The organism is Alteromonas sp. Mac1 (genome assembly GCF_001562125.1).
GTDB lineage: Bacteria > Pseudomonadota > Gammaproteobacteria > Enterobacterales > Alteromonadaceae > Alteromonas > Alteromonas stellipolaris.
Genome location: NZ_CP013932.1, coordinates 3,332,288 through 3,347,086 on the forward strand (window position 1 = coordinate 3,332,288; position 14,799 = coordinate 3,347,086).

11 protein-coding genes and 1 pseudogene are annotated in these 14,799 nt (G+C 42.3%); 4 read left to right on the forward strand and 8 right to left on the reverse strand.

Annotated elements, in window-relative coordinates; translation table 11 throughout:
- The first annotated feature begins 116 nt into the window (after positions 1-116).
- From AV939_RS14280 to AV939_RS14290, 3 genes and pseudogenes are all read left to right on the forward strand, one after another.
- Entirely contained in the window at positions 117-2,090 is a 1,974-nt protein-coding gene (locus AV939_RS14280) for a class I adenylate cyclase (protein ID WP_057790316.1), read from the forward strand.
- 292 nt (positions 2,091-2,382) lie between these two features.
- Positions 2,383-2,886 (forward strand): annotated as a pseudogene (locus AV939_RS14285) (cupin domain-containing protein); the annotation flags it as partial.
- A 265-nt stretch (positions 2,887-3,151) separates the two neighbouring features.
- Positions 3,152-3,724 (forward strand): acyl-CoA thioesterase, encoded by a 573-nt coding sequence (locus tag AV939_RS14290; RefSeq protein ID WP_057790312.1) that lies wholly within the window; start codon positions 3,152-3,154, stop codon positions 3,722-3,724.
- A gap of 72 nt (positions 3,725-3,796) precedes the next feature.
- Here the strand turns inward: AV939_RS14290 and AV939_RS14295 are convergent, their stop codons facing one another.
- Positions 3,797-6,178: a peptidase U32 family protein gene (locus AV939_RS14295; RefSeq protein WP_057790310.1), complete on the reverse strand. Its 2,382-nt coding sequence runs from the start codon at positions 6,176-6,178 to the stop codon at positions 3,797-3,799.
- A 108-nt stretch (positions 6,179-6,286) separates the two neighbouring features.
- On the opposite strand from AV939_RS14295, the gene AV939_RS14300 reads away from it, so the two are divergent.
- The gene (locus AV939_RS14300) at positions 6,287-7,030 is read left to right on the forward strand and encodes a glutathione S-transferase (protein ID WP_082604860.1); all 744 of its coding nucleotides are present in this window, start codon (positions 6,287-6,289) and stop codon (positions 7,028-7,030) included.
- A 100-nt stretch (positions 7,031-7,130) separates the two neighbouring features.
- On the opposite strand, the gene AV939_RS14305 is transcribed toward AV939_RS14300, so the two are convergent.
- The 7 genes from AV939_RS14305 to AV939_RS14335 all read right to left on the reverse strand — a co-directional run bounded on the left by AV939_RS14305 (position 7,131) and on the right by AV939_RS14335 (position 14,660).
- Positions 7,131-8,024: a hypothetical protein gene (locus AV939_RS14305; protein ID WP_057790308.1), complete on the reverse strand. Its 894-nt coding sequence runs from the start codon at positions 8,022-8,024 to the stop codon at positions 7,131-7,133.
- Between the two features lie 329 nt (positions 8,025-8,353).
- On the reverse strand, positions 8,354-10,054 hold the full coding sequence (locus AV939_RS14310; RefSeq protein ID WP_057790306.1) for a peptidoglycan-binding domain-containing protein: 1,701 nt from the start codon (positions 10,052-10,054) through the stop codon (positions 8,354-8,356).
- 2 nt (positions 10,055-10,056) lie between these two features.
- Positions 10,057-10,407 carry a hypothetical protein gene (locus AV939_RS14315; RefSeq protein WP_138118201.1) on the reverse strand — a complete coding sequence of 117 codons (351 nt, stop codon included), beginning with the start codon at positions 10,405-10,407 and terminating at the stop codon, positions 10,057-10,059.
- Between the two features lie 17 nt (positions 10,408-10,424).
- A complete protein-coding gene (locus tag AV939_RS14320; RefSeq protein ID WP_057790302.1) occupies positions 10,425-10,715 on the reverse strand; it encodes a hypothetical protein in 291 nt (96 codons plus the stop codon).
- A complete protein-coding gene (locus AV939_RS14325) occupies positions 10,715-11,530 on the reverse strand; it encodes a glycoside hydrolase family protein (RefSeq protein WP_057790300.1) in 816 nt (271 codons plus the stop codon). The genes AV939_RS14320 and AV939_RS14325 overlap by 1 nt, the downstream gene beginning before the upstream one ends.
- Before the next feature lie 275 nt (positions 11,531-11,805).
- A complete protein-coding gene (gene gtfA / locus AV939_RS14330) occupies positions 11,806-13,287 on the reverse strand; it encodes a sucrose phosphorylase (protein WP_057790297.1) in 1,482 nt (493 codons plus the stop codon).
- A gap of 146 nt (positions 13,288-13,433) precedes the next feature.
- Positions 13,434-14,660, reverse strand: a complete 1,227-nt coding sequence (locus tag AV939_RS14335) for an MFS transporter (protein WP_231751194.1) — start codon at positions 14,658-14,660, stop codon at positions 13,434-13,436.
- Between the last annotated feature and the right edge of the window lie 139 nt (positions 14,661-14,799).

The window sequence follows — 14,799 nt, forward strand, 5'->3', positions numbered from 1 at the left end:
TTTGATAATGGAAGCGCAGGCTAATTGCCAACTTTTCACTGCCGCACTAGAAATAAGAGGCATACAAAGGAAAATCGCGCTATTTTTGAAATAACTATCGATACAAAAGAGCAGTAATGACAGAGCAGCAGTCTCTATCAATTAAAAAGAATCTAACAATACGCCTGTTACGAGTACTTAGGTATAACAAGGCAAGAGTAGAACGTGCACTTATGCTTATGCCTCCTGAGCACAAGCCGTTGTTTCATGTACTGCCCTTTTTACTGCATGTAAATCATCCTGATCTTCCAGGCTATATTGAAGGTGAAGAAATTCCCTTTGGTATTCATAATTATTCATTTCGCGAAGTTGTCGAAAATGCGCTTTTGCAATGCTTCCCAGATAAGCGAGATTTATTTACTGATATCAAGTCTCTGTGGCCCCGGCACCGAGCTATTGATGCGTTAGTCCTTATGGGAAGTATTGGTACCATTGCCCAAACTAACACCTCTGATTTCGACTATTGGGTGTGTGTCGATGGCAATCAACTCTCAGAAGCGTCGCTTAATAAACTACAAGAAAAGTTAACGGCCATTGAAAGTTGGGCAGACAGCAAATTCGGTATTGAAGTGCACTTCTTCCTGTCTGAAATTGATAATATTCGACGCAACGACTTTGGCATTGCCGATGGAGAAAGCGCAGGCTCAGCTCAAGCGCTATTTCTTAAAGCTGAATTTTATACCACTAATATTGTGGTAGCAGGAAAAGCACCTTTTTGGTGGTTAACGCCAGAAAAAACCAATGACCAGCAATATATTGCGTTAAAAAGTCATCTAGAAGACGGTGGCTCTCCAGATTTAAGCTGGTTTATGGATCTTGGCAACCTTGAAAGGCTCGACGCCAGTGAATTGTTCGGTGCTGCAATATGGCAGTTAAGCAAGGCCATGGACTCGCCGTTTAAATCAGTACTGAAAATAGCAAAGTTAGAAGTTTATCTTGCTCATATTGAGCACGGTCAGCCCTTGTGTAGCTTGCTTAAAAAGCATGTTCATCGAGGTGCCGAAGCTCCTGGACAAGTCGCGGTTATCGACCCTTATGCGCTAATGTTCGACCAACTTATTGAGCATTATGAAAAAGAGGGGCAGCCTGAAGACATGTTGTTACTTCAACAGTGCCTTTACCTCAAATGTAATTGCAAACTAAGCCAACCACCACAACGTGGAGAAACCTCTACGTTTAAGCGCAAGATAATAGCGGCATATGCTAAAAAGTGGGGATGGACGAAACAAGACCTTTATCACTTAGATAATCAGCAGGAATGGACGTTTTACGAACGGGTTCAATTAAGCCGACGTATTCATCGATTTCTTTTAAAATGCTACCGACGTATTTCAAGCCAGCTTGGTGCTGAACAACAAACCATGAGTAAAGAAGACATGACCGTACTAGGTCGTCGTCTTAGTACTTTTTATGGCAAGAAGCCTAACAAAATTGAATTTCTACGCCGCGCGTTTGATGAAAACCTCTACTGCGACACGGTAACTGTGGCATTAAAGCAAAACAAAACTGGGCAAGAGATTTGGACTGTCTATGCCACAGACACGCTCAGTAAATCGGGAAAAATAGCGCAAAATCAGAAAATAACGCAGACATCCTCTGCTATTGAGTTAATCGTGTGGTGCGTAGCAAATCGTATTATCGACGCAAAAACTACCATCTATCTTGATTACAATGCAGGAGAGGTAAGCGAGCTCGATTTAAACGACTTATTGAAACATATCTGCCGCTACTTTCCGCCAATTAAAGTCTCTGGGCTGCAAAGAGATAACCTGCTCACTAGCGCCCGCATTACGACCTGCTTAGCGATTGTGAATTTCAACGCGCTGAGGCAAAAGGCGAGCGTTGAAGAAGTCTCGGTGTTGTACACCACATCGTGGGGCGAAACCTTTTTATTCCACGGGAAAGACGTGCTAGATACACTCTGGTTTGAACTTGAAGAAACAAAGCCTGCCCCGCCCTGCTTTGTCATGGTACCTCGCGGAAATCAGCAATCTCGTATTCAAGGTGAGTTTTTAGAGTCCACAGGTATAAATTTTTCCCTTATTCACTAGACCAGCCTTCTCTTTTCTACCCTTTCTATTGTGTACTTCTCTTTTTGCCAAAAAAGCCACGGTGCCAACACGTGCCATGTGATTACTTTTCTGGCGCCTGAAAAAGCTAATATTTTTTTGTTTATCTAGGTATGCTAGAAAACGAATCTACGTATTAAATTATGGCGCTATTATGCTTAAAATTAAAACCCAAAAATTCGTTCTGCCCTTTGTTTTGTCAATAACCTTGCTGTGTACCCTGTTAAGTGCCTGTACTAGCGTTACTAGCACTACGCAAGCTGCAACGTCATTAGATAAGAAACTCACTGCAGAACAGCTAATCGAGTCCCTCAATTTAACCGGGCATGTTGAAGGCGGCTTTTTTCGCCAAACCTTTAAAGCAGATCACAGGCCGCTAATAAGTACAACAAACGGCGATAGAGTGAATATGACCTCTATCTATTACCTGCTAAGTGCCAAATCCCCTATCGGGCATTTTCATATGAATCGCTCTGACATCATGCATTACTTCCACATGGGAGACCCCATTACGTATTACCTCATTAACCAAGATGGCAGCCTTGAAACTCATGTATTAGGGCCCGATCCTACCCAAGGACATAAAATGCAGATGGTGGTAAAAGGGGGCACATGGAAAGCATCAAAGATATTAACTACAGGCCCTTATGGTTATGGCCTTATAGGGGAAGCGGTAGCGCCTGGTTTCGAATATATCGATATGCAATTGGGCAAACGAACCGAACTCGTTAACCAATTCCCGCAGCATCGTGAGCTTATTACCTCGTTAACGCGATAAATAAAACCCCACGCGGTGTGTGAAAGCCAGTAAGTTAGCGCGTTTATAGCATAAGCGCTTTATTCCCTTACAGTCATAGCTACCCAAAAAAGAAAAGAAAGAAGGGAACGTGTTCCCTTCTTTTATTAAATATTGATGCTTGAATTCCCACTGCTATAGTAGGGTTTTACCTAACAAGTAACCTAACTATTACCCTAAAAACTATTTACTTTAAAAAGAAATTTACCCTACAACTACATCAACTATAACAATATAAAGGTTAACTATGAGCCCACGCACTGTCGCATTTTCAAGAACACGTTTAACTGAGCTAATGGTTCCCTCTTTTGCCAATTTTGGCGGAAAAGTTCATGGGGGAGTTATATTGTCCCTGATGGATAAAGTGGCTTACGCCTGCGCGAGTAAGCATGCTGGTGCTTATTGCGTAACGGTAACGGTAGATGGCGTTGAGTTTTTACAGCCTGTGGAAGTGGGCGAATTGCTATCGCTAGATGCTACCGTGCATTACGTTGGCAACACTTCTTTGGTGGTTGGTATTAAAGTTACGTCTGAGAACATTAAAAACAACAAAGTGAAGCACACCAACAACAGTTTTTTCACTATGGTCGCTAAAGACGACAACGGTGTGCCGGTAAAAGTACCAGAATTGGAACTCAGTAACCCTCACGAGATGCGCCACTTTGTAACAACGATTAAGCGTAATAAAGTAAAACGAGAAGCGCAGGCAAGAATACAAAAAGAACACGACGACTTCATTCCAAAAGAAGACTTTGTATTGCTTGATAAACAGCGCTGCACCATCACCTTCGACAAAGATGCGTCTTATACCCAAGAGTAAGATACAAAAAAGCCCTTGGTGTTTTGCAACAACCAAGGGCTTTCATTAATGCTTACACAGGTATGCGCTAGCCTACAATCCTGCGTGGTACTGGCTTACTGTTGACGCTGGCACCATACTATTTAGCGTGTCTTCAACTTGTTTATCACCGGCTAAGAGCTGTTCGAATTGACGAATTAGCGCTACCTTGTCTGGCGATACTTTGTCTCCCGCGCCAATGTTGGTTAAATCAATCATGAAGCCGTCGAACAAGTCAGATAAATCGTTCATTACTTCCATATTTAAAAACTGGTCTTCGTTATAAATACTCGGATAACCGGCTTTTTGCTTATCGATGGCGAACGACATACCTTTCATATTAGTAATGCTGGTTGATTTGTCACAAGAGAGCATACACCCGTTATCGATACGCGGCTTCTCGCAACCTACACTTTGCTGGAAAAAACACTGACGGCTGGTCATCAACAAAATAGGGTGATAAATACTGTAAAACAGTTTGAAGTTTTCAGGCCGTGCAATGTTCTTCATTTGCATGCGGTTTAGCTCGTTTGAAATAAACGCACCGTGACAATCGAAATCTTCTTTCATGGCCATTAAAGCATACGAGTTAGTGGTATTTAAGAAAGGCCCTGCAATCCACTTGATACCCAGTTCATTCGCTTTAAAAGCAATACCGGTATTGTTGGTTATAATTAATGGCGGCATGACTTGTTCAAGAATGTTCACTGCCACATCGTAGTCTTTGCCAATAAGCACCGCGGGGAACCAAGGTATTAAACGAGGATTATCTTTTAAGAAACCGACATACTTGGTGCAATTGCGCTTATAGGCATCTGGCAACTTAAAGTAGATATCAGCATCCGTCTCATCAGCTAAATGCACGTCTGCCTCATCACAGATTAGCAACGAAAGCGCTGGCTGTTTATCGGCTTCGCTTTTAGGGTAACTCGTGAGTTTTGGTAATATCACTTCAGGTATTAACGACTGTTCACCGTTAAGCTGCTTCATGGCTTCGTTTTTAAGCGCCGTTACATCGCGAAACGGCAAACTAAGGCCTGTACCTAATTGTGTGACATCAAGGTCGGCGATGCCATATTCGCCTGTGCCTAAACTTCTAAAACGCTTCTCTAGCAAGGTTTCGTCTAACGCATTTTTCTCGCTCTTAGACAACACACCTTCAGAACGTAGCGTAATGGTTTTAGGGGCAATGGTGTTTAAGCTGTCTTTACCAGACCCACCTTGAACAGCGCCGGATTCAAACTGGCCCGCTGCTAAGCCATGAGTTTTGATAGTCAGGGTTAAGCAACTTCCCTCTTCACCTGAAAACACTAGTGTTGTAGGTATTTTATCAATAGATAAGTATTGAATTTTCTCTCTTACCAAGTCGTGTAGCTCGTTCTTTTCTTGATAAAGAGTTTGCTTCACTTCTTGTATTTGCACCACTGAAATACGATTAACGTCTTTCGCCGACGCATCATTTGCGCTTTCCGTTTGAACCGCTTTTTCAATGGCATGATTTTTTGAGTTGTCGCGTGGGTTATCAATAAACATCGATTGATTCAAATCACCACGTAAAAACGCGTTAGAAAAGTCTCGGTTGAATACTTTATAAAGGCGTTCGCCGTCTTCTAACAATTCGCCAGTTTCCATAAAGCCATCTATCTGCTTTCTAAAACTGTCGATGACCGTATGAACGTAACTTGCGCCTTTAATCCGGCCCTCCACTTTAAACGAGTACACCCCAGCTTCTATCAATGCTGGCAGGTCGAAAAAGGCCGAGTTATCTTTAATATTTAATGGGAAATTATGCCCAGACTCTGTGGTTTCGTATTCTTCGCGACAAGCCTGACTGCAGCGCCCTCGGTTACCTGAATTCCCCGCACTGGCAGAGGTTGAATAACATAAACCTGAGAACGCCACACATAAAGAGCCATGCACAAACACTTCGGTTAGTACATCGTGCTCGCGGCTAACCTTGGCAATAGCTGTAATTTCTCGTAGGTTCAACTCTCTAGATAAGTTAACCCGTGATGCACCTAGCTTTTTAAGAAAAGGGATTTGCCCCACGTTGTGCGTAGTCATCTGGGTAGAAGCATGAATATCTAACGTAGGAAAATGCTTTTTGATAAGGTTGAACATACCAATATCTTGCACAATCACGCCATCAAGCGTGGTATTAACCAATTTACTTAATAGCTTGGCAAGCGTTGGAAATTCTTTTTCCAGAATAACGATATTCAATGTCAGAAATATTTCGCAGTCATACTGGTGCGCCAATCGAATAACGCCAATTAACGCATCGAATGAAATATTAGACGCACGATTTCGAGCGTTAAAATTATCTAACCCGCAGTACACCGCGTTGGCGCCTGCAATAATGGCGGCTTTAATCGCATCAACATCGCCACCTGGGGCTAATAATTCAATTTTCGGATTCGTGTGAGTACTGTTCATCTAGATGCTATATTGTGGGAAACTTTATGCCGAGGATTTTACCTACATATTTGCCCAATGAATATCATAACGGCTGATTAATCGAGGTAAATGGAGATAAAACACCCAATGCCAGAAGCAAAACCAGAATTCACGACTGAATTTTCACAAGAACACGGTGTTAAACCCGAATCCCACAGGGTTCAGCAACCCATACTCTATTCTTTACGCAATTGCCCTTATGCCATGCGCGGAAGAATTGGTTTGTATAAAGCGGCGCAAGACGTTGAAGTGCGCGAAGTGGTATTAAGCAATAAACCTGATGCCATGATTGAGGCCTCAGCTAAAGGTACCGTGCCCACGCTAGTGCTGCCAAATGCAGACGGCACCAATACAGTAATAGATGAAAGCTTGGATGTGATGCTGTGGGCACTGCATCAAAACGATCCCGAAGACCTACTGCATCAGCAAGACACTGCCGCTTTGCCAGCCATGCTAGCATTAATTGCAACATTCGATGATGAATTCAAAACTCAGTTAAATGCGTATAAATGCGCTAAACGTTATCGTGAAAACAACGTAGTTGAATGCAGGCAAGCCTGCGAGGTATACATCCAAGACTTGGAAGACCGTTTAGGTGCTGGTATCACTGAAGAAGCTTTTGAAGAAGGCCAAAAGAAGAGGTTTATTTTCGGCGCAAAAGAAAGCCTAGCAGATATTGCTCTACTGCCGTTCATTCGCCAATTTTCCAAAGTAGAACGTCAGTGGTATCGAGAATCTCCCTACCCAAACCTTAAACAGTGGCTAAACGGGTATTTGCAAAGTGTTATGTTTAATAAAGTGATGACACAGTATGAACTGTGGAAGCCCTAAGCTAATAATTTAAACGGCTGTCAACATAACAGTTAACAGCCCAAACCCCATTAAGTCTATATGAATTTTTTATCCATATAGTGTCTTTCACAACCAATGTCTAATGAATACTAATTTTAAACTGTCCGTCCTGCATGAAAGTGTCAAATGCGCTATTTGGATCTGACATCATCATTATTGGAATTACAGTAAAAGGCTCATCGCTATTCCGTGAAAGCGTAACTTCATCCCCTTCAAGCAACGCTAGCATGCCTTCCAACAGCATTTTTCTCGGTGGCTCTGCCTTCTCTAAAGCACGCTCTAATTCTTCTATCGCTTCGGCGCGTAAATCATCAGCATCTTTCTCATCAGTCGCCTTTGTAGCGAACATTCTGTCGACTAAGCCATCTTCTTCCAAAGAAAGTGTAAACTCACCAATTTCTATCGCAGCCATTAAGTGTTGTGCCATAAGTTCGGGCGCTGCTGATATTGGGGCTTTTGTGAAAAGGTCGGTAGAAAGCGAAATCCGTCCTGCGTCTTCCACATCGAAGGTCAGTTCTTTAATACGGTATTCGTTGTCATCTTCATTTACTTCAAAAGCAAAACGTTGATCTAGGGTTTTCCCTTCTTTCATCAGCATATGAACCAAAATTTCTTGAATATCATCTGGCGTATCATCAACACCATGACCTTTATATTCAGAAAACGAGACACCAGAAAAGTGCACTTCTCCTTCAGTAGAGTCTTCCAATTCTTTTTCAAAACCTGAAAGGGCAATATTTTTAACCACAATATGCCCTTGCCTGTCATCACCAATGCGAATGTCATCGATGGACACATCACCAAAAATAGTCGCACTCACATCGCCGTAAGAAACCTGTGTGGTAGCAGGAAGGTCGGCAATCATTTCATCTACTGCGTCTTTAGCTTTTGATGAAGCATAAATATTGCCGACGACATAACATACGCCTAGTACTACCACAACGCCTAAGGCCAGCTTGGTATTTTTACTCATTTACGTATCCTTTCTTTTACTTCTATCTCAATTTTACGTTATCAAGGTACAGCCACGTTAACCTTGCTGCGTAAGCGCAACAAGCAATAGAACTGATTGCTAAAATGAATGCAATGAAGTCATGGTAACGAATTTTAACGCAAAGGTATGCTGAAGATTTAGCACCAACATGCCATCGCTCAACACGGCAATAGTCATAAGCTTATGTTTGAAATAAGCGAATATAGAAAATAACGGGCGTGAGGAATAAATGAGCAAGGGGACAAGGGAGTTAAAGGAGAGTAAAGGAGAGTAAAGGAGAGTAAAGAAGAGAAAGGATAGTAAGAAAACTAAGATATACGGGTTTTAAACAAAGACTTCCGGTGTGTAATATCCAGTTCATAGCTTTCAATAAGCCTAACTTGTGTATTTATCTCTTTTATCGCATTAGCAACATTTGCCAACGACAGCAGAGCTAAAAGCCACCCCACGGGTGATGAGATTGTTCGTACTACTCGCTGCGCTATACCCAAAAGATGACCAACAATAGTGAGTCCTGCGGCATAAAGTTTGGCTTGAAAGCCATACTGGGTTCTATCAAAACTAATTTGGTGGGGCTGAGCCATAGGATCTATGCAGCAAAACTGATCGAAGTCATTATCATGAGCAAAGCAAGTTTTGGAAGGTGCTCCGTAATGAAAAGCACTGCCTTTTAAATACGACATGCTTGAGTAAACAATATCGAACGCTTTCACAACACTCAAATAACAATTACGGGCTTTTTTACTGATGAAGCGTGCAATATTCGCAATCACTTCCTTTGTTTTTTCAAGCACGCGTTTTACTGCGCCAAAAAGCCAGCTTACCATTCGCTTTAATCCGTCGAAAATACCATTGGCTAGCTTGTTAAACTGCGCTCTTAACGCATTTTGCTTACTTTTACTTTGCCATAATTGGCTTACCGAAACGTTTAAACTTTCATTGTCACTATCAGTCACATCTACATTGGTGGAAAGCGCAGAGAATGCCGCCATTAAATAAGCATTTAATGGATGTCCATTGTCGCTTTCGGTAGTGTTTTTTTTATCATTCCCTTCATTTCTTGGCCGCACAACAGGGTAGTCAGAATAAAACTGTTTAATCGCAAGTTGAGTTTTTGAGATGCTAATAAAAGTGCGCTTTTTAAACCTCCTTGTAGCTCTTCTAATAGTTTGATCTTTCCCCGGTGAAATATCATAACCAAGCAACCAAAGCTCTACTCTGGCTATCGATTTTACAGTTTTAGGGTACGCTGTAATTGCAGATTCAAAGTATGCATTGTCACTTAACTTCGCAACAATATTGTCGTATTCAAACATGGCATTGAGTAATTCTATATTTAATCCAGAACACGTGCTTTTTACTAATTTCAGTTGTTTGGAAAATGCACAAAATTGGTCAATCGCATGTTGAAAGTCGGCATTATCGCTGGGGTTGATTATGGTTTTAGTGTGAATGCGATGTAGCTCCCAATCAGAGAAAAAACCGAGGGTATATAAACGACAATACACCGCCCGCATCACTGCTTTGTTGTGTAGTAGCCCATTTTCAAATAGCCAAGTTTGGTGTTGATTTTCTGGCTGCGATTGCGAGGATAACTGCTGTGGTGACTGCAGCCATGAGCTTCCCCATTCCTCATTAGAAGCATGTCGCCAAACATTGCCCCATAACGCAGGACTTTGCTGATTTTCAAAACTTACTAGGCACTCCAAAGCCTGCCACGTAAGCTTTCCGGCCCAACCGTCTTGGGTAATACCAGCATCATGTTGAAACTGCTTTATTTTTTTGATCAGTATGCGGTCAATTTGCGGGTTATGGCGATTCGTAAATTTGTGCCCTTCACCTAAGTAGCCTAGTTCAATTAAACGGGCTCTAATGGCGCGGATATAGGCAGAAGAATCAGTCTCATTGGGATTATCAGAGCCTAACGTTGCGTTAGGCAAATAATGCTTAGATACCGAAGCATCAAGCCCCCTCCCCAACTTGTCGAGTATGCCAAATTTGTCACCCATTACTACAAATCCGCAATTTCCCCTACGATAGACCTTACGAATTCGATAGATGCTGCTCGAGATTCAGCACCCGCCAGCACCAAATCGGCATGAGCAAGGCGTTGTTCTTCGGTGATATCCTTATCGTAAAAAGCAACAATGTCGCCATCAATACTGGTTTGAGTACTTGCGAGGACCTTAACTGCCACAGTGGCATTTCCCATTGCAGACGACATGACATCATCAAACTTTAACGGCGCGGTATCCGCCGCATTCAGTGTTACTGAGCCTTGAAATGTCACCACATCAAGTTTAGACAAATCACCAATACCGTCTGCCATGGTTTGCATTGCGTCTTTGAACTTTCCCATCATAAAATTCCTTCTATAAATTAATAAAAAAGCAGCTTTATTGCCTTAACAAAGTTTGTATTGAATAGCGCTTTAAAAAAGGGCAAGGCGGTACCCTGAACTGCAGGTATAGAAGCAGGTATAACCGCACTTTCTTCTACCGTTTCAGGTGTAAATGGATAAGTAGCCAAATGCTTGAAATCGTGCTGATTGTCGACTTCCAATCTGCCCTGGTAAATTTCAACTCGAAACTCCCCCCTTTCTGCGAAACGTTGATGTGCTCGTGTGTAGGCTTCGTACCTTAAATGTAAATCGTGCTGAAGGGTTTTCATTACGCAACCCTCACCAGGTCGTCAACTGAATACTTTCTACCTGAATTTCTAACTAAATTAGCTTCATCGTCTCGGCGGTGTAACAAGCCATCAAGCCCTCTGCCCTGCCACAATCGTTTCATCTTCGTAATTTGCTGCGCTATTCCAATATAATCTTTGCTCGCGACCAAAGGTTTTATGGCAGCCATTTCTCGTCTTGAGTCACCTTTCAGGCTCCCTCCACGGTTATACACTAGCGATACCAAAGCAGCCTGCGCATCAGCATTCAAGTACTCGACACCAGGGAAAGTAGATTTTGTTTTTTGTGCATATTTAGGTAGCGATGAGTGCACAAATACATGCTTTGCAGCATCGAAAGGCACAGTGACAGAACGTAAAGATGAAACATGAATTTTAGCGGTTTGCCCTTTCAGGCCGCATACCCGCGTAAGCTTTACCATATCAAAGGTATTAAGAAGCGACTGCCAGTCGGATTGAAATTGGCTTTTACTGGCATAACCTAAATCGTAGCCAATACCAATAGTGATCCCCGAATCACCTTTAGGCCACGTAGGGTGGGTAAGCCTTTTCTCATAGTATTGCTTCGAACTGATCTCATGCTGCACGATAAGATCTATCCCCTTCTGTGAAAGCGTGAGGCTAATTTCATTTGAATTGGCAGGTGTTGTTGTCGAAGTAACTTGGGTTAGGCGCTCGGAAATGGGAAGTAACCGCTTTTCAAGTGCCCAAAGCGTTTCACCACCAAGTACACCATCAGGTGAAACACCCAAGTGCTGTTGAATTCGTTTTAGTCGTTCTGAAGTGGTGAAGTGCATTGGGTTGTGTCCATGCAACCTTGAAACATACTTCATTTCGATGGTTATTATTTAAACTATTATATTAACTTAACATTATTTGTACAAAATACAACCAATTCAGTTTCAACTTTACGTGCTACTTGAAGAGAGTGGTAAACGTACCTTTAAAGAGATTAGGCTTTGCGGTTATTAAGAAAGGAAACGATTTGAGTGTAATATTGAATAATCGGAAGTGACTTCGCTAGAGTAAACAAAGTCACTTCTGAATTTTTTTGCTCGGGCTAAAACAAAGACTATGCCGTGAGTTTCGCTAAAGAGAGGGTTGATTTTAAACCGCCTTCTAGCAATGTAATAGTTGCATCAAGCGTGCTCATCTCCACTCGTAACTCGGCACGATCTTCATCTAATGTCCAAACAAGCAACAAAGTACCTGTGTCTTCAGTAACAGAGAAATCGCCGTTAAACGCATTTGTGTTGTTTCGAACATGAATTAATTCAACTAGGCCTTTTACCACTGGCTTTGTGAGCGCTTCATCAATATCGCTTTCACTCAAATAAGGGCGATTAATATCTCGTCCCACATTTGTCTTCTCTAGCAATTTCATGTCGTTAGTCGCCCCTAACAAACCAGCATAATATACTTGCGGTATACCTGGGCTGAAGAACTGTATCGCACGGGCTAGCAAGTATTTATAGTCGTCTTTTCCTAACGCATCATAATAAGTACAGTTAATTTGGTACAAATCTACGTTGCTAGCCGCCTCTCCCGTAGCCTTTCTGGATTCACCATCAGAGTTGACATGAATCGTTTCTACCAAGTTATCGATTTGCGAGTGAGTTAGAAGCCCTGGCTTATCGCCACTAGCGCCTACATCTACAATGCCTATTCCATCATGGGTATCAAGTACCGTGAAGCAGTTGCGTGGCGAAATAGACAGCCAATGCGCTAATGCAGACGCGTCTTTGCTAAATAGGGTATGCAATACCAATGGCGGCAGCGCAAAGTCATAAACGCTGTCACAACGAGATGCAATAGCAATTTGGGTTTCAAAATGACTGTGAATTTCAACCAAGCTTTGAATGCCCATCTCGTGCGCACGCTTGCTTAATGCTTCGATAAACTCAAAAGTTTCTTCTAGCATGAAACAGTTAGTGCCCGCGCGTTTAATGGCATAACCTGCTGCATCTAAACGAATTAGGTCAACATTGCTTTTTGTGAAAGCTTCTAGGATTGATTCTAGATACGCTTTACCTAAATCAGATTCAACATCAATGTCGATTTGATTAGCGGTGAACGTTGTCCAAAAAGGCACAACCTCTTTGTTATCTAACTCATATTCAGAGAAAAATGGCGTAGGGCGAGGCCTAAATACTTTGGCAATATTTGCAGTGTTTGCCGCATCGTCTTCGCTGAACACCGACTGTTTAGTTAAAAATAGCGGCCAGTATTGTGATTCACGACCGTGTTTAATCACATCTAAAAATGGCTCACTTTGCGCAGACATATGATTCACTATTAGGTCTGCCATAATATTCATCGACTCACCCACTTGCTTCACATCGGCCCAGCTACCTAACCGCGAATCAACCGTAGTATGATCGATAGGGTCAAATCCAGCATCTTCACCATCGAAAGGGTAATAGAAAGGCAAAATATGAACGCCGGTAAACAGACCTTTCAACTTAGTATTAAGAAGCGTGTTAAGGCCAGACATATTTCCTTCACCTAAACGGTCTGCATAGGTAATGAGTTGAACGCCATTGCGTAAAGGCATGAGAATTCTCCAAATAACGAGGTGCTGCGCATTGAAAAAACAAAGTTGCACCGAAGATTCGCAGTACCTCTATGACAATAAGAAGTACTGCATTGATTTAAAATAATGAGTTAAACGTAAAGCTGCTCTAGCTAGGCATATTTGCTTTAGCTAGCTGTGGTTGAGTCAACCCCATATTCTCGTTTTTCAATCATGGCCAGTCGCTCTCGCGTTGGTTGTACAATAGCGTTGTAAAGTAAACCTAGGAACAACAAGATAGAAAACCCTGTGGCTACCACAAACCCATACTTGGCATCGCCACCATAGGCATCACTCACTACTCCCATAATGAAAGGCCCAGCGGCAGCACCCGCTGCAGTAAAGAATAAGATGACGCCCGCCACTGATCCGTGCTGTCGCTTCTCGAAGCAGCTAATGCCCTTAGAATTGAAAGTTGGATAAATGACCGACATAAATATGCCGCTTAATGGGAAAAGGAAAACGGCTAGCATTGGGCCTGCTATTAAGCCAACCAAGAAGCACAGCATTATCATGAAACTAAATAACAGTAGTACTTTGGTCCACTCGTAATGCTGCATCATCCAAATACCCACAAACCGACCTACTGCACGCAAAGCGAAGAAAACGGAAACCGCGTAAATAGCAAGAGTTTGGGTAGATTCATTAGCGTAGCAGCTGTACATATCTGAGGCTGAATTGGCGTCACATATTAAGTAGCTTGGCATCCACACATAAATTGCGCTCTCGGCCGCAACGTACAGAAACGCACCAATAGAGAAACCTAGCGCGTAAGGGTCTTTAAGTAGCTTTAAACTATCAACTAGGCTAGTAGGCTTTTCTTTTATCGCTTTGCTTTGTGGATATTCAACCATCAGCGCCATGCAAATTAGCACGGTACATAAACCACCGGCGATAACGTATAACCAGGTCCAGTGAACACCCTGAGTAATTAGCCAAGCAACTAAGATTGGGCCAATGATTGCGCCAACGCCAAAGAAAGCTTCGGCGCCGTTCATAGTGCCAGTATGCTCTTTGGTTGAGCGTGAAATATCACCAATTAAAGCAAGTGCAGCAGTTTTAAATACCCCAACTGCCAAGCCTGATAAGGTTACTAAACTTAGAATAAACGCAAAGGTACTGCCTACCATGAATAGATAGCAAGAAATGGCGAATAAGGCTAAGCCCAAGATTAGCGTTTTTTTGCGACCAAATTTATCGGCTAAAAATCCAAGAAACAGCCCAGAAAAAGCGATACCGATCATGAACAATGAGTGCATTAAACTCGCTTGCGTATTGGTAACTGCAAATTCAATTTTTACTTCTTTAATGATTTCGCCTACTGAGTCGGATGTCATCGCGAACATCATAAACATCAAATAGGTTAACCAGCGAATTAACCCGTAGTTATGCTCGCTCTTTTGGTTAGTAGACATGGAGATTTACCTTAGAAACTTAAGAAAGATAAACGCGTTGCTGCGCTTAAAAATCTTATCTAGCGCTTGCGCCGAAATA

Bases quoted from the DNA above. Each gene is read 5' to 3' on its own strand.
- AV939_RS14300 (WP_082604860.1), top strand. From the start codon at position 6,287: ATGCCAGAAGCAAAACCAGAATTCACGACTGAATTTTCACAAGAACAC.
- AV939_RS14290 (WP_057790312.1), top strand. From the start codon at position 3,152: ATGAGCCCACGCACTGTCGCATTTTCAAGAACACGTTTAACTGAGCTA.
- AV939_RS14280 (WP_057790316.1), top strand. From the start codon at position 117: ATGACAGAGCAGCAGTCTCTATCAATTAAAAAGAATCTAACAATACGC.
- AV939_RS14315 (WP_138118201.1), bottom strand. From the start codon at position 10,407: ATGATGGGAAAGTTCAAAGACGCAATGCAAACCATGGCAGACGGTATT.
- AV939_RS14320 (WP_057790302.1), bottom strand. From the start codon at position 10,715: ATGAAAACCCTTCAGCACGATTTACATTTAAGGTACGAAGCCTACACA.
- AV939_RS14305 (WP_057790308.1), bottom strand. From the start codon at position 8,024: ATGAGTAAAAATACCAAGCTGGCCTTAGGCGTTGTGGTAGTACTAGGC.
- gtfA (WP_057790297.1), bottom strand. From the start codon at position 13,287: ATGCCTTTACGCAATGGCGTTCAACTCATTACCTATGCAGACCGTTTA.
- AV939_RS14310 (WP_057790306.1), bottom strand. From the start codon at position 10,054: ATGGGTGACAAATTTGGCATACTCGACAAGTTGGGGAGGGGGCTTGAT.
- AV939_RS14325 (WP_057790300.1), bottom strand. From the start codon at position 11,530: ATGCACTTCACCACTTCAGAACGACTAAAACGAATTCAACAGCACTTG.
- AV939_RS14335 (WP_231751194.1), bottom strand. From the start codon at position 14,660: ATGTTTATGATGTTCGCGATGACATCCGACTCAGTAGGCGAAATCATT.
- AV939_RS14295 (WP_057790310.1), bottom strand. From the start codon at position 6,178: ATGAACAGTACTCACACGAATCCGAAAATTGAATTATTAGCCCCAGGT.